The organism is Rhodococcus sp. B50, assembly GCF_013602415.1.
In the GTDB taxonomy this organism is placed as follows: domain Bacteria; phylum Actinomycetota; class Actinomycetes; order Mycobacteriales; family Mycobacteriaceae; genus Rhodococcus.
The window spans coordinates 1640305-1662558 of record NZ_WPAG02000002.1 but is presented as its reverse complement, the minus strand read 5'-3'; the positions used below and the strand labels follow the sequence as shown (position 1 = coordinate 1662558).

Annotated in this window: 25 protein-coding genes; 17 read left to right on the top strand and 8 right to left on the bottom strand. The window is 68.8% G+C overall.

Features of this window, described 5'->3' with window-relative positions:
• Nucleotides 1–15 precede the first annotated feature (15 nt).
• The 4 genes from pgsA to pspM all read left to right on the top strand — a co-directional run bounded on the left by pgsA (nt 16) and on the right by pspM (nt 3220).
• Complete coding sequence (pgsA, locus tag GON09_RS08005) at nt 16–744, top strand: CDP-diacylglycerol--glycerol-3-phosphate 3-phosphatidyltransferase (RefSeq protein ID WP_213931341.1); 729 nt, start codon at nt 16–18, stop codon at nt 742–744.
• A gap of 247 nt (nt 745–991) precedes the next feature.
• The gene (locus GON09_RS08000) at nt 992–1378 is read left to right on the top strand and encodes a helix-turn-helix domain-containing protein (protein ID WP_213931340.1); all 387 of its coding nucleotides are present in this window, start codon (nt 992–994) and stop codon (nt 1376–1378) included.
• A 199-nt stretch (nt 1379–1577) separates the two neighbouring features.
• Nucleotides 1578–2384: a PspA/IM30 family protein gene (locus tag GON09_RS07995; RefSeq protein WP_026003485.1), complete on the top strand. Its 807-nt coding sequence runs from the start codon at nt 1578–1580 to the stop codon at nt 2382–2384.
• Between the two features lie 26 nt (nt 2385–2410).
• Nucleotides 2411–3220: a phage shock envelope stress response protein PspM gene (pspM, locus tag GON09_RS07990; protein ID WP_213931339.1), complete on the top strand. Its 810-nt coding sequence runs from the start codon at nt 2411–2413 to the stop codon at nt 3218–3220.
• A gap of 34 nt (nt 3221–3254) precedes the next feature.
• Here the strand turns inward: pspM and GON09_RS07985 are convergent, their stop codons facing one another.
• From GON09_RS07985 to GON09_RS07975, 3 genes are read right to left on the bottom strand one after another with little or no spacing between them, the layout of a single operon-like run.
• On the bottom strand, nt 3255–3860 hold the full coding sequence (locus tag GON09_RS07985) for an energy-coupling factor transporter transmembrane component T family protein (RefSeq protein WP_213931338.1): 606 nt from the start codon (nt 3858–3860) through the stop codon (nt 3255–3257).
• The gene (locus GON09_RS07980) at nt 3857–4537 is read right to left on the bottom strand and encodes an energy-coupling factor ABC transporter ATP-binding protein (RefSeq protein ID WP_213931337.1); all 681 of its coding nucleotides are present in this window, start codon (nt 4535–4537) and stop codon (nt 3857–3859) included. The genes GON09_RS07985 and GON09_RS07980 overlap by 4 nt, the downstream gene beginning before the upstream one ends.
• A 19-nt stretch (nt 4538–4556) precedes the next feature.
• Entirely contained in the window at nt 4557–5153 is a 597-nt protein-coding gene (locus GON09_RS07975) for a biotin transporter BioY (protein WP_213931336.1), read from the bottom strand.
• A 246-nt stretch (nt 5154–5399) separates the two neighbouring features.
• On the opposite strand from GON09_RS07975, the gene GON09_RS07970 reads away from it, so the two are divergent.
• The 6 genes from GON09_RS07970 to recX all read left to right on the top strand — a co-directional run bounded on the left by GON09_RS07970 (nt 5400) and on the right by recX (nt 9766).
• A complete protein-coding gene (locus GON09_RS07970; protein ID WP_006551287.1) occupies nt 5400–5573 on the top strand; it encodes a hypothetical protein in 174 nt (57 codons plus the stop codon).
• Nucleotides 5574–5588: 15 nt separating this feature from the next.
• Nucleotides 5589–6311 (top strand): PIG-L deacetylase family protein, encoded by a 723-nt coding sequence (locus tag GON09_RS07965; protein ID WP_213931335.1) that lies wholly within the window; start codon nt 5589–5591, stop codon nt 6309–6311.
• A 40-nt stretch (nt 6312–6351) separates the two neighbouring features.
• Nucleotides 6352–7497 carry a glycosyltransferase gene (locus GON09_RS07960; RefSeq protein ID WP_213931334.1) on the top strand — a complete coding sequence of 382 codons (1146 nt, stop codon included), beginning with the start codon at nt 6352–6354 and terminating at the stop codon, nt 7495–7497.
• 37 nt (nt 7498–7534) lie between these two features.
• Nucleotides 7535–7729: a DUF3046 domain-containing protein gene (locus tag GON09_RS07955; protein WP_026003514.1), complete on the top strand. Its 195-nt coding sequence runs from the start codon at nt 7535–7537 to the stop codon at nt 7727–7729.
• A 282-nt stretch (nt 7730–8011) separates the two neighbouring features.
• The gene (gene recA, locus GON09_RS07950) at nt 8012–9055 is read left to right on the top strand and encodes a recombinase RecA (protein ID WP_064065525.1); all 1044 of its coding nucleotides are present in this window, start codon (nt 8012–8014) and stop codon (nt 9053–9055) included.
• A 105-nt stretch (nt 9056–9160) separates the two neighbouring features.
• A complete protein-coding gene (gene recX / locus GON09_RS07945; protein WP_213931333.1) occupies nt 9161–9766 on the top strand; it encodes a recombination regulator RecX in 606 nt (201 codons plus the stop codon).
• A 33-nt stretch (nt 9767–9799) separates the two neighbouring features.
• On the opposite strand, the gene GON09_RS07940 is transcribed toward recX, so the two are convergent.
• From GON09_RS07940 to GON09_RS07925, 4 genes are all read right to left on the bottom strand, one after another.
• Nucleotides 9800–10708, bottom strand: a complete 909-nt coding sequence (locus GON09_RS07940) for an amino acid ABC transporter permease (RefSeq protein ID WP_213931332.1) — start codon at nt 10706–10708, stop codon at nt 9800–9802.
• Nucleotides 10705–11385: an amino acid ABC transporter permease gene (locus GON09_RS07935; RefSeq protein ID WP_213931331.1), complete on the bottom strand. Its 681-nt coding sequence runs from the start codon at nt 11383–11385 to the stop codon at nt 10705–10707. Before GON09_RS07935 ends, GON09_RS07940 begins: the two co-directional genes overlap by 4 nt.
• Before the next feature lie 109 nt (nt 11386–11494).
• Nucleotides 11495–12328, bottom strand: coding sequence for a glutamate ABC transporter substrate-binding protein (locus GON09_RS07930; protein WP_213931330.1), 834 nt, complete (start codon nt 12326–12328; stop codon nt 11495–11497).
• A gap of 67 nt (nt 12329–12395) precedes the next feature.
• Complete coding sequence (locus GON09_RS07925) at nt 12396–13124, bottom strand: amino acid ABC transporter ATP-binding protein (protein ID WP_213934343.1); 729 nt, start codon at nt 13122–13124, stop codon at nt 12396–12398.
• Between the two features lie 226 nt (nt 13125–13350).
• Here GON09_RS07925 and miaB point away from each other — a divergent pair, with 226 nt between their 5' ends.
• Nucleotides 13351–14880, top strand: a complete 1530-nt coding sequence (gene miaB / locus GON09_RS07920) for a tRNA (N6-isopentenyl adenosine(37)-C2)-methylthiotransferase MiaB (protein WP_213931329.1) — start codon at nt 13351–13353, stop codon at nt 14878–14880.
• On the top strand, nt 14868–15458 hold the full coding sequence (locus GON09_RS07915; protein WP_213931328.1) for an Rv2732c family membrane protein: 591 nt from the start codon (nt 14868–14870) through the stop codon (nt 15456–15458). Before miaB ends, GON09_RS07915 begins: the two co-directional genes overlap by 13 nt.
• 80 nt (nt 15459–15538) lie before the next feature.
• On the opposite strand, the gene GON09_RS07910 is transcribed toward GON09_RS07915, so the two are convergent.
• A complete protein-coding gene (locus GON09_RS07910) occupies nt 15539–16951 on the bottom strand; it encodes a DUF349 domain-containing protein (protein ID WP_213931327.1) in 1413 nt (470 codons plus the stop codon).
• A gap of 150 nt (nt 16952–17101) precedes the next feature.
• Between GON09_RS07910 and GON09_RS07905 the strand changes: the two genes are divergently transcribed.
• From GON09_RS07905 to GON09_RS07885, 5 genes are all read left to right on the top strand, one after another.
• Nucleotides 17102–17815 carry a hypothetical protein gene (locus GON09_RS07905; protein ID WP_213931326.1) on the top strand — a complete coding sequence of 238 codons (714 nt, stop codon included), beginning with the start codon at nt 17102–17104 and terminating at the stop codon, nt 17813–17815.
• Entirely contained in the window at nt 17812–18774 is a 963-nt protein-coding gene (gene miaA, locus GON09_RS07900; RefSeq protein WP_213931325.1) for a tRNA (adenosine(37)-N6)-dimethylallyltransferase MiaA, read from the top strand. The genes GON09_RS07905 and miaA overlap by 4 nt, the downstream gene beginning before the upstream one ends.
• 10 nt (nt 18775–18784) lie before the next feature.
• A complete protein-coding gene (gene dapF / locus GON09_RS07895) occupies nt 18785–19651 on the top strand; it encodes a diaminopimelate epimerase (protein ID WP_213931324.1) in 867 nt (288 codons plus the stop codon).
• Between the two features lie 94 nt (nt 19652–19745).
• The gene (hflX, locus tag GON09_RS07890; protein ID WP_213931323.1) at nt 19746–21212 is read left to right on the top strand and encodes a GTPase HflX; all 1467 of its coding nucleotides are present in this window, start codon (nt 19746–19748) and stop codon (nt 21210–21212) included.
• Complete coding sequence (locus tag GON09_RS07885) at nt 21212–22252, top strand: hypothetical protein (protein ID WP_213931322.1); 1041 nt, start codon at nt 21212–21214, stop codon at nt 22250–22252. Before hflX ends, GON09_RS07885 begins: the two co-directional genes overlap by 1 nt.
• Nucleotides 22253–22254: the final 2 nt, after the last annotated feature.

Sequence of the window (22254 nt, the reverse complement as noted above, 5' to 3'; positions counted from 1 at the left end):
GATATTGTGGGGCACATGAGCACGCCCCGCCAGCATGTCACCGCGTCGGGCGGGAGCGGCGCCGCACCAGGACCACACGCCGGGAGCCCGCACGATCCGGTGCCGTTGTGGAACATCGCCAACATCCTGACGGTGGGCCGGATCGCGTTGGTGCCGGTCTTCCTGGTGCTGCTCTTCGTCGGCGACGGGCACGACACCGGGTGGAGGCTCGCGGCGACCGGAGTCTTCGCGATCGCTGCCATCACCGACCGGATCGACGGTCAACTCGCGCGAAAGCACGGCCTCGTCACCGATTTCGGCAAACTCGCCGATCCCATCGCCGACAAGGCCCTCATCGGCGCGGCGCTCGTCGGATTGTCGATGCTCGGCGACCTGTCGTGGTGGGTCACCGGAATCATCGCCGCCCGGGAGTTGGGTATCACCGCTCTGCGCTTCGCGGTGCTCCGCCACGCCGTGATCCCGGCGAGTCGCGGTGGCAAGGCCAAGACCCTGGTGCAGACGCTCGCCATCGGCCTCTACCTGCTGCCCCTGCCCGACTCGGTGGAACCGGTGGCGATCGGCCTGATGATCCTGGCGGTCGCGCTGACGGTGGTGACCGGGCTCGACTACGTCGTCCAGGCCATCCGTCTACGCACCGGAGTACGCCGGAGCGAGACCACCCGTGTGGAGACCGCCGATGCCGGGAACACCCCTGCGGAGAACACGCCGGACGACGGTCGCGCGGTGGGTGAAGACGCTCGGTGAAGCCGGGCGACCCCTGGTGGTCGCCACACGGACCGGCGTACCGGCGAAGGAACTCGTGCGGCGACCGATGGCGGATCCGGCTCGGGACGGTCGATACCGTTGTGTCGGGACCACTCGCTCGTCTGCATCGGCTGTGGGCGTTGTAATGTCTGGACACCGCAGTATCGAGGTCCGATCGATCCGCGGGAACCTCGCAGCGTCGTCGTGCGTTGTCGAGGTGTCGGCACGACGGACGAAGGAGGATGGGATGGCGCTGTTGTTGCGTGAGGCACTCGGTGACAGCCTTCGGCGCACCCGTGTTTCGCAGAGCCGCACCCTGCGCGAAGTCTCCAGCAGCGCCCGGGTCAGCCTCGGTTACCTCTCGGAGATCGAGCGCGGCAGGAAGGAGGCCTCGAGCGAACTGCTCGCGGCCATCTGCGACGCATTGGATGTCCCGCTGTCCGACGTGCTGTTCGACGTGAGCGGTCTGCTGGCGGACGGACTCGGCCGTCGCGCGAACATGGAGAGCACCGCATCCGAGACGATCTCCGCCGATCGACCCGACGACGGCGCCACCGTCGAGCCCGGGTTGCTCGCGCAGGAGCCGCGGATGGTGATTCCTGCACCCGCCGCACAGGCGCTGGCAGCCGCCTAACATGGATCACGAACCGTGCCGGCCTTGCCGGACGCGGGCGTAAGCGACATCGACCGGGGCGTAGTGCGTGCACCGACCCGGCCAGGGCAGGTGGGTCGTCGGGGGTAGCAGCGGACCGGCGATCTTCGAACCGGGGCGCGAGGGCCGCGTACCGGGTCGCGTTCGGCGCGGCGTACCAGATGGAGGCAGGATCACACCCATGGCTAATCCTTTCGTCAAGGGCTGGAAGTACCTCATGGCGCTCTTCAACTCGAAGATCGATGAGAAGGCCGATCCGAAGGTCCAGATTCAGCAGGCGATCGAGGACGCTCAGCGCCAGCATCAGGCCCTATCGCAGCAGGCGGCTTCCGTCATCGGTAACCAGCGTCAGCTCGAGATGAAGCTCAATCGGCAGCTGGACGAGGTCGAGAAGCTCAACGCCAGCGCGCGCCAGGCCGTCATGATGGCCGACCAGGCCACGGCAGCGGGTGACACCGAGAAGGCGATCCAGTACACGAATGCGGCCGAGGCGTTCGCTGCGCAGCTCGTCACCGCCGAGCAGTCCGTCGAAGACCTCAAGGTGCTGCACGACCAGTCGCTCCAGGCCGCCGCGCAGGCCAAGAAGGCCGTCGAGCAGAACGCCATGGCGCTGCAGCAGAAGGTCGCCGAGCGGACGAAGCTGCTCAGCCAACTCGAGCAGGCCAAGATGCAGGAGCGCGTGAGCGAGTCGCTGCGGTCGATGGATTCGACCCTCTCGGCCCCGGGCACCACCCCGAGCCTCGACGCCGTCCGGGAGAAGATCGAGCGCCGCTACGCCAACGCACTCGGTTCGGCCGAGCTCGCCCAGAACTCGGTGCAGGGCCGGATGCTCGAAGTGCAGCAGGCCACCGTCCAGATGGCCGGTCACAGCCGACTCGAGCAGATCCGGGCGTCGATGAAGGGCGAGGCACTCCCCGGTGCTCCCGCCAACCCTGCCGTCGACACCCGCAAGGAACCTCCGAACGCCGCCGGCACCACCGGCCGGTGACTCGTACCCCCTGGAACTGATCCGCCGTGAACGCCTCCGGAGACGACCGGGCCGGGAACATCCCCGGCTCGGTCGTCGCCGCATTCCGCGACGCCACCGACAACGCGATGGACGCCGCCCGCCGCTGGCGCGATCCCACTGCCCGGTTGCGGCGCAAGAAGCGCCGCGCCCGTCGGCGTGCCAGTTTCTTCGGAGCCACTTCGGGCACCACGGCGATCGGCACCGCCACCCTCGCCGTCGCATCGGCTCCCGAATGGACACTCGTCGCGACCGGGGGAGCGACCGCGGCTCTCGCGATACCCGCCGTCCTCGCCGTCCGGACGTTTCGTCGTCTCGACGCGGTACCGCTGCCCCCACCGCCTCCCCGCCGGCGGTCGCTCCCACCTGCCGGTTCGGTCGCCCGCGCACCGATGGAACGCCTCGCAGCGAACGAGGAGAGCCTGAGGCGCTTGCTCGGTGTGCTCGTGCGATCGAACTCCGTGGCCTCCGAGGATCTCACCGAGATCGACGACGCGGCCCGCGCAGCCGCGTCCGCACTCGACGCCGTCGTCGAGGACGTCGTGGCCCTCGAATCCGCCGCGCGAGGCAGTGCGGCCGCGAAGACCCACCTGTCTGCCGCCATTACCGACGCGGGTGAGCGTCTCGGGACGGGCGTCGACCAGTTCGAAGAACTCGTCGCCGCCGCCGCCCGGCTCGCCGCGACCGCCGAGGGCAACCGCTCGCTCGCGATGCTCGACCAGCGCCGCGCCGAACTGATCGCCACGTCCGACAAACTCGAGAGCTGGGCACAGTCCTGGCGCGAAGTGGGACAGATCGACCAGCGTTACCGCAGCTGACGGCTCGCCGTCAGGTGCTCACGACGGCTCGCCGTCAGTCGTCCACACCGCGTGCGGCGAGAGCCTCGCCCATCGCCTCCGCAGTGCGCAGGGCTCCCACCACCACCGGAACCACGAGGGCCCGCAACGAGAAGCCGAGACCGCGCGCCTTGCGTGCCTCGGTCACCCGGGTGACCACGGTGCCGAGCAGCGGAATCGCCCGGACGGTCATCACCAGCACGAGACCCACCCGATCGGGGTCGACGCCGACGCGTGCGAGGGGGCGTGCCGCCCGCACGATCGCATCGAGCATGTCGGTGGTCCGCGTCGTGAGAGTCACCAGGGCGGCCAGCGCGACCGCCACGAGCAGCGATCCGCAGATCACCACTGCGCGTTCCCAGCCGGCCACGAGCACCTGGAAGACCGCGATGATCGCCAGCATCCACACCAGCGGACGCAACTGCACGACGGCGAGACGCGGCGGTATCCGCGCGGCCGCATAGGCGAGCACGGCCAGACCCAGGGCGGGAAGCACCTGCCAGGGCTGCCGGATCCACAGGGTCAGCACGAGGATGAGCACTGCGACCGCGAGCAGTTTCGCCCCCGCCGGAAGCCTGTGCAGGACGGAGGCTCCCGGGTGGTAGAGGCCGAAAGTGTTCACTCGATCAGGTTCCGGTAGTGCGCGAGTGCCGCGACCGGCTCGTCGTCGGCGACGATCCGCCCCGAATCCACCACGAGGACGCGGTCGAAATCGGTGAGCAGGTCGAGATTGTGAGTCACCGCGATCACCTGCTGCGGCAGGCTCGCGAACGTGCGGGCGATGAGCTTCGTGTTCCGCAGGTCGAGCAGGGTCGTCGGTTCGTCGGCGACGAGCACCGCCGGGTCGGTCACCATGATCGCGGCGAGCGCGAGCAACTGCTTCTGGCCGCCCGAGAGCAGGTGGCTGGGATGGTCGTGATGTCCCGCGAGCCCGAAATCGGCAAGGACCTGCCGCACCCGGGCGTCGCGTTCCTCCTTGCCGAGCCCGCTGCGACGCAGCGAGAAGGCGACGTCCTCGGCCACCGTCGGCATGACGATCTGGTGGTCCGGGTCGGTGAAGACGAAACCGACCTTCTTGCGCACCTCCCGGCCCTTGCGGGCCGTGTCGAGGCCGTCGACGGTCACCGATCCGGACGACGGGACGAGCAGACCGTTGATCATCCGCGCCATCGTCGACTTGCCGCTGCCGTTCGCACCGACGATGCCGATGCGTCGTTCGGTGAGGACGGCGTCCACCCCGTCGAGGACGGTGCGGTCGCCGTAGGCGTGCCGCACCTCCCGGAATCGGATCTCGCTCATCGACGGTTGCCCGACGGGGTCAGTGGGCGGGGTCCGCCGCCGGGCGGTGCGCGATACGCGGCGCCACCAGCGCGGGATAGGCACGGTGCACCTGGGCGGCGACCGCGGCGGCGACGACCGCCTTGGCCAGATCGCCCGGCAGGAAGGTGACGTTGGCAGCGGCCGCGGCCCACACCGTGAGATCGGTGCGCAGGACCATGCCCGCGATACCGAAGGCGTAGAGCACGACGATGCCGCCGAGGACGTTGACGACCGCACCGGGCAGCGTGCGGTAACGCGGCAGCATCCTCATGCTCAGCCAGCCGATGACGGCGACGGCGGGGATCCAGCCGATGAGGAATCCCACCGTGGGACCGGCCAGCGAGGTGAGGGTCGTGCGGCCGCCGGCGAGAACGGGCAGTGCCAGTCCCAGCACGATCACGGTGAGCACCGACAGGACACCCTTGCGCGCGCCGAGCAGTGCACCCGCGAGCATCACACCGAGGGTCTGCAGCGTGATGGGCACGCCGGACGATCCGATGCTGATCTGACCGGGCAGTCCCAGGGCGATGATCAGGGCTGCGAAGACGGCGATCTGCGCGAGGTCGCGCGCGGGGATACGGCGGGACGAGGACACGGTTACTCAGCCTTCTGATATGGACGGTGAACCCGTAGAGCCTAAGCCGTACCGGCGTGCCGCGCGTCACCGACCCGTGTCCGGGTGCTCGTACACCACACCGGGGTGCACCTCCGGGTGTCCCCTGATCTTTCCCTGATATCTGTGCTGACCTGGTGTTTTTCGCTTCCGGAGGTGTCAGGATCGAGGCGTACCAAGCAAACGGAGTCCGGCGCGGAAGAGGTCGGCATCGAGGTGGGAGTACCCATGTTCTGGAAAATCGTAGGAATCGTCGCGGTGGTGTGGGTCGGTCTCGCCGTGCTCGGCGCCCTGCTCGACAACCTGTTCGGCTTTCTCGTGCTCGGCGCGGTGATCTTCGGCGGATACCTGCTGTACAAGGCAGTATCGGGAGGTGACAAGCACGACCTGACGCGACTGTAGAACGAAGGGGTAGCCATGGAGGCGGTACCGGAGGACTGGCAACGCGGACTCGTCGTCGTCGCACACCCGGACGACATCGAATACGGTGCGGCGGCGGCGATCGCTCGGTGGACCCGGCAGGGCAAGGAGGTCTCCTACGTCCTGGCCACCAGTGGCGAGGCGGGTATCGCCGGTCTGCCGCCCGAGAAGAGCGGGCCGGTGCGGGAGTCGGAGCAGCGCGAGTCCGCACGGATCGTCGGAGTGGATACCGTCGAATTCCTCGGGCACCCGGACGGTCGACTCGTCGCGAGTCTCGATCTCCGTCGCGACATCGCTTCCGCCATCCGACGTCATCGTCCCGAGATGGTGGTGACGCTCGCGTTCGGGCTGTCGCCCCGGCCCGGCTGGGTCAACAGTGCCGACCATCGGGCACTCGGGATCAGCGTCCTCGACGCCGTCTCCGATGCCGCGAACGAATGGATCTTCCCGGAACTCACCGAACGCGGTCTGGAACCGTGGCATGGCGTGCGATGGGCTGCCGTGTGTCCGGGTTCGCCTCCGACCCACGCGGTGGACGTGACCGATACGGTCGAACTGGCAGTCGAGTCCCTCGCGGCGCACCGTCTGTACCTGCAGGCTCTCGACGACAGGCCGGTGGAGGCACAAGCGCGAGAACAGGTGGAGCGCGCATCGGCGCCACTGCCGGGTTTCGCTGCCGAGCGCGCCTCCGGGTTCGAGTTGTACACCTTCGCGGGATAGGAAGCGTCCCGCCTTCGGTGGCATGTGGCAGGCTGTGCGCGTGCGAGTGGCGGTGGTGGCCGGGCCCGATGCGGGTCATGCAATTCCGGCGATCGCGTTGTCGCTGCGGCTCGCGGATGCCGGGCACGACGCGGTGGTCTTCACAGGCGAACGATGGCTCGGCCTCGATCTGCCCGGTGTGACCGTCGCGGAGTTGAAGGGGCTCGCGCCCCGGGTCGGTGACGACGACGGCGACGCGGGAGCGAAGATCCACGCCCGCGCCGCCCACATCGCGAGCGAGATGCTTCCGGATCTCGGTGCGCTGCTGCCCGACCTCGTGGTGGCGGACGTTCTCACCGCCGGCGGGGGGATGGCCGCCGAGCGCCTCGGGATTCCATGGGTCGAGCTCTCGCCGCACCCGCTGTACCTGCCGTCGCGCGGGCTTCCGCCGATCGGCAGTGGTCTCGACGTGGGCACCGGAGTGCGGGGCCGGTTGCGGGACGCCGCGCTGCGTGCGATGACCGCGAGATCGTTGCGGCAGGGGGAGCGGGAGCGCTCGGCCGCACGTGTCGAGATCGGTCTGCCCGAGCGCGATCCCGGACCGCGGACCAGGCTGATCGCCACCCTTCCGGCGCTCGAGGTGCCGCGCCCCGACTGGCCGGGACACGCACACGTGGTCGGTCCGTTGCTGTGGGAACCCACTGCGGAGATCCTCGATCCGCCGCCGGGCGACGGCCCTCTGGTCATGGTCGCGCCGTCGACGGCGACGACCGGCGTCACCGGCATGGTCGAGACGGTGTGCGATGCCCTCGACGGAACCGGTATGCGGATCGCTGCGACGATGCTCGATCCCCCGGAGCAGTCGCTCCCGAGCTGGGCCGTCGCAGGTCGCGGGAGACAGGACGTCCTGCTCCGGCAGGCCGATGTCGTCGTGTGCGGGGGTGGGCACGGGATGCTGGCGAAAGCGCTGAGTGCGGGGGTTCCGGCAGTGATCGTGCCCGGAGGCGGCGATCAGTGGGAGCTGGCGAACCGCGCCGCACGGCAGGGGAGTGCGGTGGTGGTGCGTCCGCTCGACGCGGCTGCGGTCCGCTCCGCGATCGACACGGTGCTGTCGTCGCCGAGTTTTGCCGCCGCGGCTCGTGCGGCCGCGGACAGTGCTCGTGACGTGCAGGACCCGGTCCCGGTGTGCGAGGCCGCAGCGGACTGACTGTCGCCGCACAGCACACGCGACTACCGTGGTCGGGGTGCGGTTGACGGAGTTCTACGAGGTGGTCCGGGACGAGTTCGGGCAGATGCACGGCGATGCGTTGCTGCGTGATCATGTGCTGCTCGCTCTCGGTGGACGGACGCCGGCAGAGGCCATCGAGGCGGGGCAGGAACCGCGCGAGGTGTGGCGCGCGCTCTGCGACGAGTTCGACGTCCCGCCCGTGCGGCGGTAGCCACGGTTCACCAGCGGGCACGAGGGATTCCGCCTGCCTCCGAAAGGGGCTCGCGGGGCGACATCGTTCTCTGTCCGACGGGGGTGCGACCATGGCCCGCGAATACCCGGCGACCGGATTTCGAACACGTGTTCGGCTATGCTGGGGGCACCGGATGGGTGTTGTCCACAGGCGGTGATTCCATCCACAGATGCGGCGTTCCGCGGTCGCAGCGGCGAACTTGTCGGTGCCGGGTTCTAACGTCGTCGACAACAAGGACGAGATTCGATGAAGGGGACCAAGATGGCAGCACAGGCTCACGACCGCGAGAAGGCGCTCGAGCTCGCCCTCGCGCAGATCGACAAGAGCTTCGGTAAGGGCTCGGTGATGCGCCTGGGCGAGGACGTACGTCCGCCCATCGCAGTCATTCCCACCGGGTCGATCGCACTCGACGTGGCTCTCGGTATCGGCGGTCTGCCGCGCGGCCGCGTCATCGAGATCTATGGCCCGGAGTCGTCGGGTAAGACGACCGTGGCCCTCCACGCAGTGGCCAACGCGCAGGCCGCCGGCGGCATCGCGGCGTTCATCGACGCCGAGCACGCCCTGGATCCGGATTACGCGCGCAAGCTCGGCGTCGACACCGACGCACTGCTCGTGTCCCAGCCCGACACCGGTGAGCAAGCCCTCGAGATCGCCGACATGCTCATCCGTTCGGGTGCACTCGACATCATCGTCATCGACTCGGTCGCAGCACTCGTGCCGCGCGCCGAGATCGAGGGCGAGATGGGCGACAGCCACGTCGGTCTCCAGGCCCGCCTGATGAGCCAGGCACTGCGCAAGATGACCGGTGCGCTCAACAACTCCGGCACCACCGCGATCTTCATCAACCAGCTGCGCGAGAAGATCGGCGTGATGTTCGGCTCGCCCGAGACCACCACGGGCGGTAAGGCGCTGAAGTTCTACGCCTCCGTGCGTCTGGATGTGCGCCGGATCGAGACCCTCAAGGACGGCGGCGACGCGGTCGGCAACCGCACCCGTGTGAAGGTCGTCAAGAACAAGGTCTCGCCTCCGTTCAAGCAGGCCGAGTTCGACATCCTGTACGGACAGGGCATCTCGAAGGAGGGCTCGCTCATCGACATGGGTGTCGATCAGGGCTTCATCCGCAAGTCGGGCTCCTGGTACACCTACGAGGGCGACCAGCTCGGGCAGGGCAAGGAGAACGCCCGCAAGTTCCTGCTCGAGAACACCGATGTGCGCGACGAGATCGAGAAGAAGATCAAGGAGAAGCTCGGCATCGGTGCCGTTCTCACCGATCCGAGCGATGCCGAGGAGTCGGTCGACTTCTAGTCACCGCCCAGGCTGCACGGGGGCACGGACGCACATCGCGTCCGTGCCCCCGTGGCATATCCGCACACGGCGGCGCTGTCGGTGGGTCCGGCTACTGTGCGCTTCATGGACGACCCCGAGGAACGACGGCCCGAACGACGTGGGCGGCGGCGTTCCGCTCGCACCGAGCAGGAACTGCCCGGTGGCGGTACGGAAGCGCAGGCAAAGGACGTCTGCCTCCGTCTGCTGACGGATCGTGCGCGCAGCAGGTCCGAACTCGCGGCGAAGCTGGAGCAGAAGGGTTTCGCGGCCGACATCGCCGAGCGCGCCCTCGATCGCCTCACCGCGGTCGGATTGATCGACGACGCGGATTTCGCCAATCAATGGGCACGTTCACGGCATCTGTATGCAGGGAAGGGCAAGCGAGCGATCGCACTCGAACTGCGCCGCAAGGGCATCGACGCCGACGACGCGGCGGCCGCACTCGATCAGATCGACACCGCCGACGAACGCGAACGCGCGGTCGAACTGGTCCGCAAGAAGCTCCGCACCCAGCCGCCGCTACCCACCGAAGGCGATCGGCGCGAGATCGCGGCCGAACGCGACAAGCTGGTGCGGCGACTGGTCGGCATGCTGGCCCGGCGCGGTTACGCGCAGGGAATGGCGTTCGACGTCGTGCGGGAGGAACTCGCGGCCTTCGGTGCCGACGCGAGCGACCTCCCGCACGACTGAAACATTACGTCCGGACCTCGCCGGTCGGGCGCACTACTTGCGACCCTCGCCGGTCATGTCCAGGCCCGGCACCGACATCGTCGGTAAGGTCTGCGGCTCTTCGGTCGCCACGGCACCCTTCTTGCGCTTTCCGGATCGCAGGCGCTTCTCGAGCCAGATCGCGAACTGCGTCAGCGCACTGTTGAGGACGATCATGATCACCGCGACCACCAGCAGCGCAGGCAGGTAGTTCTGGAAGAACGCGCCGAGTTGCTGTCCGGAACGCACCACTTCGACGTAGCCGATGAGGTAGCCGAGGGCCGAGTCCTTGAGTGCGATCACCATCTGCGACACGATCGCCGGGAGCATGACCGTGACGGCCTGCGGCAGCAGGATCAACCGCATGAGCTGGTTCTTCCGCATACCGACGGCGTAGGCGGCCTCGCTCTGGCCGCGCGGGAGCGACCTGATGCCTGCTCGCACGATCTCGGCGATGACCGAGCCGTTGTACAGGGTCAGGCCGGTGATGACCGCCGCGAGCGCGAGATACTCCGACTTGAAGACGCGGTACTCGGCGAACACCTGGTAGGCGAAGATCATCAGGATCAGCACCGGGACGGCGCGGAACAACTCGACGATCGTGCCGGCGATCCCGCGGACCCACCGGTGATCGGACAGACGGGCGATGCCGAGCACCGTGCCGAGGACCAGTGCCAGCACGATCGACGCGACGGCCGCGATGATCGTGCCGCGGATGCCGGGCAGCAGATAGGTCGTCCAGCTCGTGGATTCGACGAACGGCTCCCATTTGGCCGCTGTCAGCTGTCCGTTGGCGTCGAGCGCGCGATAGACGATCCAGCCGACGAGGAGGAGGAGCGCGACCACGACCACCGACAGGATCCGGTAGAGCGCCTTCGCGCGGGGCCCGGGTGCGTCGTAGAGAACTGTTCCGTGTGCGCTCATCGGGCAACCTCGTATCGCTTGCTGAGCCGGCCGAACAACAGGCCGGTGGGGAGGGTGAGGATGACGAATCCGAGCGCGAAGATGCCACCGACGACGAAGATGGCCGCTTCGTTCTCGATCATCGTCTTCATCAGCAGCGAGGCCTCGGACACGCCGATCACGGAGGCGATCGTCGAGTTCTTGGTCAACGCGATGAGTACCGAGCCGAGTGGGGCGATGACGGCGCGGAACGCCTGGGGAAGGACGATCAGGCGCAGGTTCTGGCCGAACGTCAGACCCAGCGAGCGGCCGGCCTCCGACTGTCCGAGCGAGACCGTGTTGATGCCGGACCGGAGCGACTCGCACACGAAGGCCGCCGTGTAGACGCTCAGACCCAGCACCGCGAGCCGGAAGTTGTTGTCCACCAGGAATGTCGGCGACGACTCGGAGGCCAGCTTGATGCCGAGCGTCTGGGACAGACCGAACAAGCAGAAGATGATGATCAGCGTCAGCGGTGTGTTACGGAAGATCGTCACGTAGGCGGTACCGACGGCGCGCGCCACGGGAATCGGGGACACGCGCATCGCGGCGAGGATCGTTCCGAGGATCAGCGCGCCGATCGCCGAGATGACGGTCAACTGGATCGTGGTCCAGAACGCGTCGAGTAGCTGGCTGCTGTACTTGCTCAACAGATCCACAGGTCACTCCGGGATCGAGGGGACGGGGTGGGGTCCGGAACGGTCCGGCCGGCCCGTGGAGATCTCACGGACCGGCCGCACCGGCGGACGGGACGGGTGGAACCCGTACTCAGTAGCGATCGACCTGGGGCTGCTCGGGGAGCTCGTAACCGGAGGCGCCGACCGTCTCCTGGAATGCGGCCTCCCACGCACCGCTGGCGATCATCTCCTCGATCGCGTCGTTGATCGCGTTGCGGGACTCGTCGTCGCCCTTGGCGAGACCGATGCCGTAGCGCTCGGTGGTGAACGGTTCGCCGACGACCTTGAAGTCGCCCGGACTCTGTGCGGCGTAGCCGGCGAGGATGATGTCGTCGGTGGTCACCGCGTCGACCGCACCGTTACGCAGCGCTTCGACACACAGCGAGTAGGTATCGAACTCCTGGAGCTGAACGTCCTGCGCGTAGTTGTCCTTCACGTTCTGGGCCGGGGTCGAACCCGCCACCGAGCACAGACGCTTGCCGCCGCTGAGCGAATCGGGTCCGGTGATCTCGGTGTCGTCCGCGCGCACCAGGAGCGACTGCCCGGCGATGAAGTACGGACCGGCGAAGTCCACCTTCTCCTTGCGGGTGTCGGTGATCGAGTACGTCGCGACGATGTAGTCGACCTCACCGTTCTGGATGAGGGTCTCGCGCTGGGCGGACGGGGCTTCCTTGAACTCGATGTTCTCCTCGGAGACTCCGAGCTGACCGGCGACGTACTTGGCGACCTCGACGTCGAACCCGCTGAACGAACCGTCCGGGTTGCGCAGGCCCAGGCCCGGCTGGTCGAACTTGATACCGACCGTCAGGGTGCCGTTCTCCGCGGACTGCGAGACACTGCGCGTCTCGTCGCCACCGCACGCCGTGGCGACCACTGCCACGGCGACGGCGCCGATGCCCAGGCGGATGGAGCGGGACAATTTCATCGAATACCTCCGGTGCGGTTCGAACGACGTCCGACGGGCCGGCCGGCCCGTCGGATGCGGGACATGGTCAGTGACTGAGGATCTTGCCGAGGAAATCCTTGGCACGATCGGATTTCGGTGCTGTGAAGAAGGTCTCGGGATCGGTGTCCTCGACGATGCGGCCGTCGGCCATGAACAGCACGCGGTCGCCGGCCTTGCGGGCGAATCCCATCTCGTGGGTGACCACGACCATCGTCATGCCCTCCTTCGCCAGGGAGGTCATCACGTCGAGGACCTCCTGGACCATCTCCGGGTCGAGAGCGGAGGTGGGCTCGTCGAACAGCATCACCTTCGGGTTCATCGCGAGGGCCCGCGCGATCGCGACGCGCTGCTGCTGGCCGCCCGACAGCTGTGCCGGGTACTTGTCGGCCTGGTTGGCGATCCCGACCCGGTCGAGCAGCGCCATCGCCGACTCGCGGGCCTGTTCCTTCTTGATCTTGCGCACCTTGAGGGGGCCGAGCATGACGTTCTGGAGGATCGTCTTGTGGGCGAAGAGGTTGAACGACTGGAACACCATGCCGACGTCCGCACGCAGGCGGGCCAGCGCCCGGCCCCCTTCCGGCAGCAGGGTGCCGTCCACGTGGATCTCGCCTGTGTCGATCGGTTCGAGCCGGTTGATGGTGCGGCAGAGGGTCGATTTCCCCGAACCGGACGGGCCGACGACGATGACGACCTGTCCTCGTGGGATCTCGAGGTTGATGTCCTGCAGGACGTGCAGGGATCCGAAATGCTTGTTCACCCCGTTCATGGAGATCATGGACGAGCTGGTGTCCGACTTCTCGGACGGACGATCCGTTCCGGCTGCCGCTGATGTCATATCTGCAGACCCTATGCCGTCCGACGCCCGAGACTTCGCATTTCGGGACACCTTCGCCGCACGCGTCACGGGATTTTTACGGCACGAGCAGTGACGGCCACGTCGATGGGGCTCATGGGGGTCGGCGCGTGGAAAGGGGACCGGTCGAGGTGAGATACCCTGAGACGTGTCACTGATCGACGAAGAACCCCCCCGTACCGGTGCCCGGACCTACGAGGTCCGCACCTACGGCTGCCAGATGAACGTACACGACTCCGAGCGCCTGTCGGGGTTGCTGGAGGACGCCGGCTTCGCCAAGGCCGCTCCCGGTGCGTCACCCGATCTGGTCGTGTTCAACACGTGCGCGGTGCGGGAGAACGCCGACAACAAGCTGTACGGCAATCTGAGTCATCTGCGCCCGGTCAAGGACGACAACCCCGACATGCAGATCGCCGTCGGCGGCTGCCTCGCCCAGAAGGACCGCGACACGGTCGTGAAGAAGGCGCCTTGGGTCGACGTGGTCTTCGGCACGCACAACATCGGCAATCTTCCCGCCCTGCTCGAACGCGCACGGCACAACCGCCGCGCCGAGGTCGAGATCCTCGACGCACTCGAGGCGTTCCCGTCGACGCTGCCCGCCAAGCGCGAGTCGTCGTACGCCGGATGGGTGTCGATCTCCGTCGGCTGCAACAACACGTGCACCTTCTGCATCGTGCCGTCGCTGCGCGGCAAGGAGGTCGACCGGCGTCCAGGCGACATCCTCGCCGAAGTGCAGGCACTCGTCGACGAGGGCGTGCTCGAGGTGACACTGCTCGGTCAGAACGTCAACTCCTACGGACGATCCTTCGCCGATCCCGAGCAGCCCCGCGACCGGGGTGCCTTCGCGTCGCTGCTGCGTGCGTGCGGCGACATCGAGGGCCTGGAGCGGGTGCGCTTCACGTCCCCGCACCCGGCGGAGTTCACCGACGACGTCATCGAGGCGATGGCCCAGACCCCGAACGTGTGCCCGCAGCTGCACATGCCGTTGCAGTCCGGCAGCGATCGGATTCTGCGTGCCATGCGCCGCTCGTACCGCAAGGAACGCTTCCTGGGCATCATCGAGCGGGTCCGTGCCGCGATGCCGCACGCCGCGATCACCACCGACATCATCGTCGGCTTCCCCGGCGAAACCGAGGAGGACTTCCAGCAGACCCTCGAGGTCGTCGAGAAGGCGCGTTTCACCAGCGCTTTCACCTTCCAGTACTCGAAGCGCCCCGGCACGCCCGCCGCCGACATGGACGGTCAGCTCCCCAAAGCGGTGGTGCAGGAACGTTACGAGCGGCTGATCGCTCTGCAGGAACGCATCACCCTCGAGGAGAACCGCAAGCTCGTCGGAACCGAGGTCGAGCTCCTCGTCTCGGCGGGGGAGGGCCGCAAGAACGCCGAGACCGCCCGGATGAGTGGGCGTGCCCGCGACGGCCGCCTCGTCCACTTCCGTCCCGAGGGCACGATCGACACCGCGGTGCGTCCCGGCGACGTCATCACGATCGTCGTCAGCGACGCCGCGCCGCATCACCTCGTCGCCGATACCCCGATCCTCACGCACCGCCGCACACGCGCGGGCGACCACTTCGAACAGGGCCGGCTGCCCAAGACACCGCCGATCGGTGTCGGACTCGGATTGCCGAGCATCGGCGTCCCGGACCCGCTGCCGCCTCAGATGGGATGCAACGCATGACCACCGACAAGCCGCACGGTCACCACGCGACGGGTGACGTACGCGCCGAACTCGAAGCCGCCGAACGGAAGGTGGCGAGCGACATCGACCCGGGCGCCCGGGCGATGTTCGTCGCGATCGCGGTCCTGATCCTGCTGGCGACGTTCAGCCTGCCCCACGCCGGCTCCGCCAACGGATGGGAGGTGCTGTCGTTCGCGCCGGATGCCGGCACCGAGGAGATCGGCCTGCCGTCGCGGTTGTTCGTGGGATTCGCCGTGGTCTTCGCGGGTCTGGGTTCGATCCTCGCACTCGTCACCCGCAAGTGGGTGTTGGCGTGGGTGTCCCTGGCCGGCTCGGCGGTGACCATCGTCTTCGGCATGCTCGCGATCTGGTCGCGCCAGACCCTGCCCGTCGAATCGTCCGCCGCGGGTCCGGGTTTCGGTCTCGTGATCGGCTGGTTCGCCGTCATGGTGGTCGTTTTCCACTGGGCCCGCGTGGTGTGGGCACGGACCTCCGCCCAGCTCGAGGCCGAAGCCGAATTGCGGAAGGTCGCGGCCCAGCACGAACGGCCCCGCCTGATGCGCGACCCCGAGGCCTGACGCCTTCGCACGAAGACGACGATCCCCTCTCCCGGCCGGGAGAGGGGATCGTCGTCTTCGGATGTTACGGCGTCGCGGTGTCAGCGCTCGCCGACGGCGCCTTCCGCCGCGTCGGCCCACTCACGCCACTGCGCAGCCTGCGCGAGGGCCTTCTCGGCCTCCTTCGCCCGGCCCGCCGCGGTCGCCTTGGCGGCCTGCTCCTCGAACTGACGCACCCGCTCCCGGAACTGGGCCGCACGGGCGAGCGCCTCGGGATCGGTGCGCCGCCACTCGGAATCGGCGGCCTCACGCACCTTCTTCTCGACGGCCCGCAGGCGGCCCTCGAGATCGTGCATGCGCTCGCGCGGAACCTTGCCGATCGCCTCCCACTGGTCCTGCAACTCGCGCAGGCGGGCCCGGGCACCCTCGAGATCGGCCGCCGGGTCGATCGACGAGGCCGCTTCGAGAAGCTCTTCCTTGGCGCGGGCGTTCTCCTCGAACTCGGCGTCCCGCTCGGCATTCGCGGCGTTGCGCGCGGCGAAGAAGACGTCCTGGGCGCCCTTGAACCGCTTCCACAGCTGGTCGTCGGCGTCCTTCGGGGCGCGGCCGGCCGCCTTCCACTCGGCGAGCAGGTCGCGGAAGGCCGCAGCGGTGGCGCCCCAGTCGGTGGAGTTCTGCAGTTCCTCCGCCCGAGCGACGAGCTCCTCCTTGCGGTTCTTCGCCGCGGCACGCTCGCGATCGAGTTCGGCGAAATGGGCTCCGCGACGCCGGTTGAACGCCTCACGTGCCTTGGAGTAACGACGCCACAACACGTCGTCGATCTTGCGGTCGACACCGCGGATGGTCTTCCACTCCTCGAGGATCTCGCGCAGCCGGTCGCCTGCGGCCTTCCACTGGGTGGACTCGGCGGCGATCGTCTCGGCCTCGGCTGCGAGGGTCTCCTTGCGAGCCGTACTCTCGGCGCGTCGCTTCTCCTTCTCCTGCTTGGCGAGGGCCGCAGCCTCTTCGGAGTGCTCGATGATCGCGGTGAGCCGGGTGGCGAGTGCGTCGAGGTCGCCGATGACCGCAGCCGTGGGGAGCGATTCGGCGAGAGTCTCGGCGGCTGCGCGGGTCTTCTTCACGTCGGCGGTGCCGGACGTCAACCGGGTCTCGAGGATCGCCACCTCGGTGGCGAGATCGTCGTAGCGGCGTCCGAAATGCGCGAGGCCCTCGGCGGCGTCGCCTGCCTGCCACGATCCGATGCACCGCTCGCCCTCGCTCGTGCGGACCCACGCGGTGCCGTCCTCGTCGACGCGTCCGAACAGACTCGGATCGCTTGCGGGCAGTGTCGGGACGTGGGGGTGCGTCTGGGCCGCCACCGGATGCGGCTTCGGGGGTGCCGCGGCGGAACCATCCCCGCCTCGGGCAGCGGGGCCGGGGGTCGCAGCGTGAGCTCGGGGGGCGGCGGGGCCGGGACGCGGGGTCCGCTCCTGGGTCGACTCGCCGGTTCGGTCCTGTGCGTTCGGGTCGCTCATCGATACCTCATCTCTGCCGCGCGGCACGGCTGCCTGGTCGCATGGGTCTACCGCAGGTCGATCCCGGGGGCTCCGCGATCGCGTCCGCCCACTATTGAAACAGGTCGTGTCGATGCGAGGCGCCGGGTCCGGTGGACTACGGTTGCCGATGTGTTGACCGCCGCGGCGTTCGTGCCGTCCCCACCGCTGCTCGTACCCGAGCTGACCGGTCTCGCCGCGTCCGAGACCGACGATCTGCGCGCGGCGGTTCTCGAGGTCGGTCGCAGGCTGTCCGGTGCCGAGGAATGGGTGGTCCTGGGTGCCGAGCAGGCCGAGCAGACCGTCCCGTCCACCGCGCGCGGAACCTTCCGCGGTTTCGGTGCCGACATCCCGGTGCAGCTCGGCCCCGATGCCGCAGGCGAGCCCGACCCCACGCTCGCGCTGACGGCACTCGTGGCCGGCTGGATCCGCGACCGTACAGCGCCCCACACCCGGGTGACGACCCGCGTGGTGGCCGCCGACGCGGACGCCGCGCACTGCGTGGATCTCGGCCGTGACCTGCGGGCGGATCTCGACGGCGACGACCTTCCGCGGGCTCTGCTCGTCGTGGCCGACGGAGCCGCGACCCTCACTGCCAAGGCCCCCGGCGCCTACGACCCGCGGTCCGAGGAGGTCGAGGCGGCGCTGGCGGCCGCGCTCGCCGCCGGAGACCCGGAGGCCCTCGCGGCGCTCGACGCCGAGCTGTGTTCGGAGATCGAACTCGCCGGACGCGCCGCCTGGCACGTGTTGGCGGCGATTTTCGGCGAGCGGCCCCGCTCGGCCTCCGTCACCTACTCCGCCGCGCCCTACGGGGTGGGCTACCACGTGGGGATCTGGACACCGTGAGCGCAGGAAGAACCGGCCCTGCCGACGCGCTCGTCCCGATCGCGGTGGTGGGCCCCACGGCCACGGGCAAGTCCGATCTCGGAGTGGACCTCGCCGAGGCGCTCGGCGGCGAGATCGTCAACATCGACGCGATGCAGCAGTACCGCGGCATGGACATCGGGACGGCGAAGCTCTCGCCGGACGAGCGTCGCGGCATTCCGCACCACCAGCTCGACGTCCTCGACGTCACCGAGACTGCGACGGTCGCGCGGTACCAGCAGGCTGCGATCACCGATGTCGAAGCGATCCTCGGGCGCGGTCGTGTCCCGGTCGTCGTCGGCGGATCGATGATGTACGTGCAGGCGCTGTTCGACGAATGGCAGTTCCCGGCGACGGATCCGCAGGTACGGGCGAAATGGGAGGCGCTGCTCGAAACCGAGGGTCTCGCCGCGGTCCACCGGGCGCTGCAACGCGCCGATCCCGCCGCCGCGGCGACGATCCTGCCCACCGACGGCCGACGGATGGTCCGGGCGCTCGAGGTCGTCGAACTGACCGGGCAACCGTTCGCGGCGTCGCAGCCGACGATCGGCGAGCCTCGCTGGGGCACCGTGATCCTGGGCGTCGACCGCGCCACCGCCGAGCTCGACGACCGCATCGCCCGGCGCACCGATCTGATGTTCGAACGCGGCCTCGTCGACGAGGTTCACGGACTCGTCGAGGTCGGACTGCGCGAGGGGGTCACCGCGCGACGCGCGATCGGCTACGCGCAGGTCCTCGCGTACATCGACGGGGAGTACGACCTCGCCCACGCCCGCGAGCGGACGTTCATCGGGACCCGGCGATACGTGCGACGGCAGCGCTCGTGGTTCCGCCGAGATCCGCGCATCCACTGGCTCGACGGCGCCGAGCCCGACGTGCGCGAGACGGCCCTGCGGGTGGTACGGGACGCACGGACATCACCGGCCTCACCAGCCCGATAAGGTATCGGCCATGGAGTTCAGCAAAGGGCACGGAACCGAGAACGACTTCGTGATCCTTCCCGATCCCGACGCCCGCCTGGACCTCGATGCCGACCGGATCGCCGCCCTGTGCGACCGGCGGCGCGGACTCGGTGCCGACGGGGTGCTGCGGGTGGCGCGGGCCGGTGCGCTGGTCTCGGCCGGGGTGCTCGGCGAACTGCCGGAGGGCACCGGCGCGGACGACTGGTTCATGGACTACCGCAACGGCGACGGATCCATCGCCGAGATGTGTGGCAACGGGGTGCGGGTGTTCGCGCACTATCTCACCGCGCGCGAGCTCGAGAGCCGCCGCGAGTTCGTCGTCGGCAGCCGCGCGGGCGGCAAGCCCGTCCGGGTACACGAGACCGGGCCGGTTCGCGGTGAGGTGACCGTCGACATGGGTACGGTGCGCAGCCTGGGCGAGTCGGCGGCGACCATCGACGGGCGCGTCTATCCGGGCATCGGCATCGACGTCGGCAATCCCCACCTGGCATGCGTCGACCCGCACCTGAGCGAGGCGAGCCTGGCCGGTCTCGACCTCACCTCGCCCGGCTTCGACCCGGGATTCTTCCCCCACGGGGTCAACATCGAGTTCCTGACTCCGATCGCGGCCGGGACCGTCCACATGCGGGTCCACGAACGCGGAGTGGGGGAGACCCGCTCCTGCGGCACCGGCACGGTCGCTGCGGCCGCGGCAGCACTGCGCTTCGACGGTGCCTCCGAGGGCGTGGTGCAGGTGCGGATCCCCGGTGGTTCGGTCGAGGTGCGGATCGAGGACGGACGGGCCTGGCTCCGCGGGCCGTCGGTGCTGGTCGCGACGGGTCAGCTCGACGACAGCTGGTGGTCGGCGCCGTACTGATCCGCTCCGCAGGGCGGGCGACGGAACTCTGCGCGCGGATGCGGCCGAAAAACTCGAATGCACCGATTCGGGCTTCGTGACACCATGGAGGTGTATGACGAACACACAGCGCACGCACCGCGCAACCCCAGATGACAGCACTTCGACCGCGTACGACGCACCCGGAGGCTGGACCGCCGAGGATCCGTCCGTCGGCGAGATGCAACTCGAAGACCGCAGTGCGTTGCGGCGTGTGGCCGGTCTGTCCACGGAACTCGAGGACATCACCGAAGTCGAATACCGTCAGCTCCGACTCGAGCGCGTCGTGCTCGTCGGTGTCTGGACCGGCGGAACGGCCGCCCAGGCGGAAGCGAGCCTGGCCGAGCTCGCCGCGCTCGCCGAGACCGCGGGCTCGGAGGTTCTCGAAGGTCTGGTCCAGCGTCGCGACCGGCCCGACGCCTCCACCTACATCGGTTCGGGCAAGGCCGACGAGCTGCGGCAGATCGTGCTGGCCACCGGCGCCGACACGGTGATCTGCGACGGCGAGCTCACTCCCGCCCAGCTCACGGCGCTGGAGAAGGTCGTCAAGGTCAAGGTCATCGACCGGACCGCGCTGATCCTCGACATCTTCGCGCAGCACGCGACCTCCCGGGAAGGTAAGGCGCAGGTCTCCCTCGCACAGATGGAGTACATGCTTCCGCGTCTGCGCGGCTGGGGCGAGTCGATGTCGCGGCAGGCCGGTGGTCGCGCCGGTAGCAACGGTGGTGTGGGTCTGCGTGGTCCCGGTGAGACGAAGATCGAGACCGACCGTCGCCGGATCCGCGAGCGGATGGCCAAACTTCGCCGCGAGATCAAGGCGATGAAGGCCGCGCGCGACACCAAGCGCACGCGACGCCTGCGCAACCGGATCCCGTCCGTCGCGATCGTCGGGTACACCAACGCAGGCAAGTCGAGCCTGCTCAACAAGCTCACCGGCTCCGGTGTCCTGGTGCAGAACGCGCTGTTCGCGACCCTCGACCCCACGACCCGCCGGTCCGCGCTGCCCGATGGACGCGAGTACGTGCTCACCGACACCGTCGGTTTCGTCCGGCACCTGCCGACCCAGTTGGTCGAGGCGTTCCGGTCGACCCTCGAGGAGGTCGCCGACGCCGACGTGCTGCTCCACGTCGTCGACGGTTCCGACCCGATGCCCACCGAGCAGATCAAGGCGGTACGCGAGGTCGTCACCGAGGTGCTGCGCGAATCGGACGCACCGCCGCCGCCCGAACTGATCGTCGTCAACAAGATCGACGCCGCCGATCCGGTCACCCTGACCCAGTTGCGCGGCGCGATCCCCGGCGCGGTGTTCGTTTCCGCGCACACCGGGGAAGGCGTCGACGAACTACAGGCCCAGCTGGCTGCCCTGCTCGAGGATCCCGACGTCGAGGTGAAGCTGCTCCTGCCGTACACCCGCGGCGACCTGCTCGCGCGCATCCATTCCGACGGTCAGATCCTGTCGTCCGAGCACGAGGTGGACGGCACGCGGGTTCATGCGAAGGTGCCGGCCGCGCTGGCGTCGGCATTGGTCGACTTCGCGGCCTGATGCGGCTCGTGCGCCGGGCGGCGCTGGTCGCTGCCGTCACGGCGTTCGTACCGGTGTCGCACGCCGGTGCGCAGGACGGGGGGATCCCGGTCGCCGATCTTCCGAACGAGATCCTGTGCACCCCGGACGATCCCGCCTTGGCCGAACTCTCCGGCCTCGCGACGATCGACGGACGGTTGTTCGCGACGCCGGATGCCGGGGAGGACGAGCGCATCGTCGAACTCGACGGAGAATGCTCGGTGCGGCAGCGGATTCCGTCTCCCGTCGATCCGTACGACGTCGAGGATCTCGCCGCGGGTCCCGATGGCCGGTTGTGGCTCGGCGACCTCGGCGACAACACCGGTGTCCGCGGGACGATCGCGTTGATCTCCCTCGACCCCGACACCGGCCGGGGCGACCTGCACCGGCTGACCTATCCCGACGGTCCCCGCGATGCCGAGACCGTACTCGTCTCGGCGGCAGGCGAACCGGTGATCGTGACCAAGGCGCTGTTCGGGTCGAGCAACGTGTACCGGCCCGCACGCGGACTCACGACCGGCGACCTCCCCGTGCCGGGACCGGCCGCCCTCGAGAAGGTCGGCTCGTTGGCACTCGGGCCGTCGGACACTTCCGGCGGGCCCATTCCCGGTGCGTCCTCCTCGATGATCACCGGCGGTGCCGTCAGCGCCGACGGGACGGTTGCCGCGGTACGCACCTACACCGACGTGTACCTGTTCCACGTGCCCGACGGGGATCTTGCGTCCGCCCTGGTCGCAGGTCCTCGCTTCCGGATCCCGGTACCGGACGAACCGCAGGGCGAAGCCGTCGCCTTCACCGCCGAGGGCGATCTGCTCACCGCGTCCGAGCGCGGCGCGACAGCGGCGGCGAACCCGCCGATCCGGATCCGTCGCGGTGCGACCGAACTGTTCGTGCCTGCGGACGACGATGCCGCGGACGAGATGTCGTCCGCGGCACTGCCGATAGTGGGTGCGGGCGTGGCTGCCGGGGTGATCGCCCTCGGGGTACTCGGACTCGTCGTCCGGCGCCGCGCCCGCGGGTGAGG

Coding starts and splice junctions, on each gene's coding strand:
- pgsA (WP_213931341.1), top strand. CDS start 16: ATGAGCACGCCCCGCCAGCATGTCACCGCGTCGGGCGGGAGCGGCGCC.
- GON09_RS08000 (WP_213931340.1), top strand. CDS start 992: ATGGCGCTGTTGTTGCGTGAGGCACTCGGTGACAGCCTTCGGCGCACC.
- GON09_RS07995 (WP_026003485.1), top strand. CDS start 1,578: ATGGCTAATCCTTTCGTCAAGGGCTGGAAGTACCTCATGGCGCTCTTC.
- GON09_RS07980 (WP_213931337.1), bottom strand. CDS start 4,537: ATGAGCGAGATCCGATTCCGGGAGGTGCGGCACGCCTACGGCGACCGC.
- GON09_RS07970 (WP_006551287.1), top strand. CDS start 5,400: ATGTTCTGGAAAATCGTAGGAATCGTCGCGGTGGTGTGGGTCGGTCTC.
- GON09_RS07965 (WP_213931335.1), top strand. CDS start 5,589: ATGGAGGCGGTACCGGAGGACTGGCAACGCGGACTCGTCGTCGTCGCA.
- recA (WP_064065525.1), top strand. CDS start 8,012: ATGGCAGCACAGGCTCACGACCGCGAGAAGGCGCTCGAGCTCGCCCTC.
- recX (WP_213931333.1), top strand. CDS start 9,161: ATGGACGACCCCGAGGAACGACGGCCCGAACGACGTGGGCGGCGGCGT.
- GON09_RS07940 (WP_213931332.1), bottom strand. CDS start 10,708: ATGAGCGCACACGGAACAGTTCTCTACGACGCACCCGGGCCCCGCGCG.
- GON09_RS07930 (WP_213931330.1), bottom strand. CDS start 12,328: ATGAAATTGTCCCGCTCCATCCGCCTGGGCATCGGCGCCGTCGCCGTG.
- GON09_RS07925 (WP_213934343.1), bottom strand. CDS start 13,124: ATGATCTCCATGAACGGGGTGAACAAGCATTTCGGATCCCTGCACGTC.
- GON09_RS07915 (WP_213931328.1), top strand. CDS start 14,868: ATGCAACGCATGACCACCGACAAGCCGCACGGTCACCACGCGACGGGT.
- GON09_RS07910 (WP_213931327.1), bottom strand. CDS start 16,951: ATGAGCGACCCGAACGCACAGGACCGAACCGGCGAGTCGACCCAGGAG.
- dapF (WP_213931324.1), top strand. CDS start 18,785: ATGGAGTTCAGCAAAGGGCACGGAACCGAGAACGACTTCGTGATCCTT.
- hflX (WP_213931323.1), top strand. CDS start 19,746: ATGACGAACACACAGCGCACGCACCGCGCAACCCCAGATGACAGCACT.
- GON09_RS07885 (WP_213931322.1), top strand. CDS start 21,212: ATGCGGCTCGTGCGCCGGGCGGCGCTGGTCGCTGCCGTCACGGCGTTC.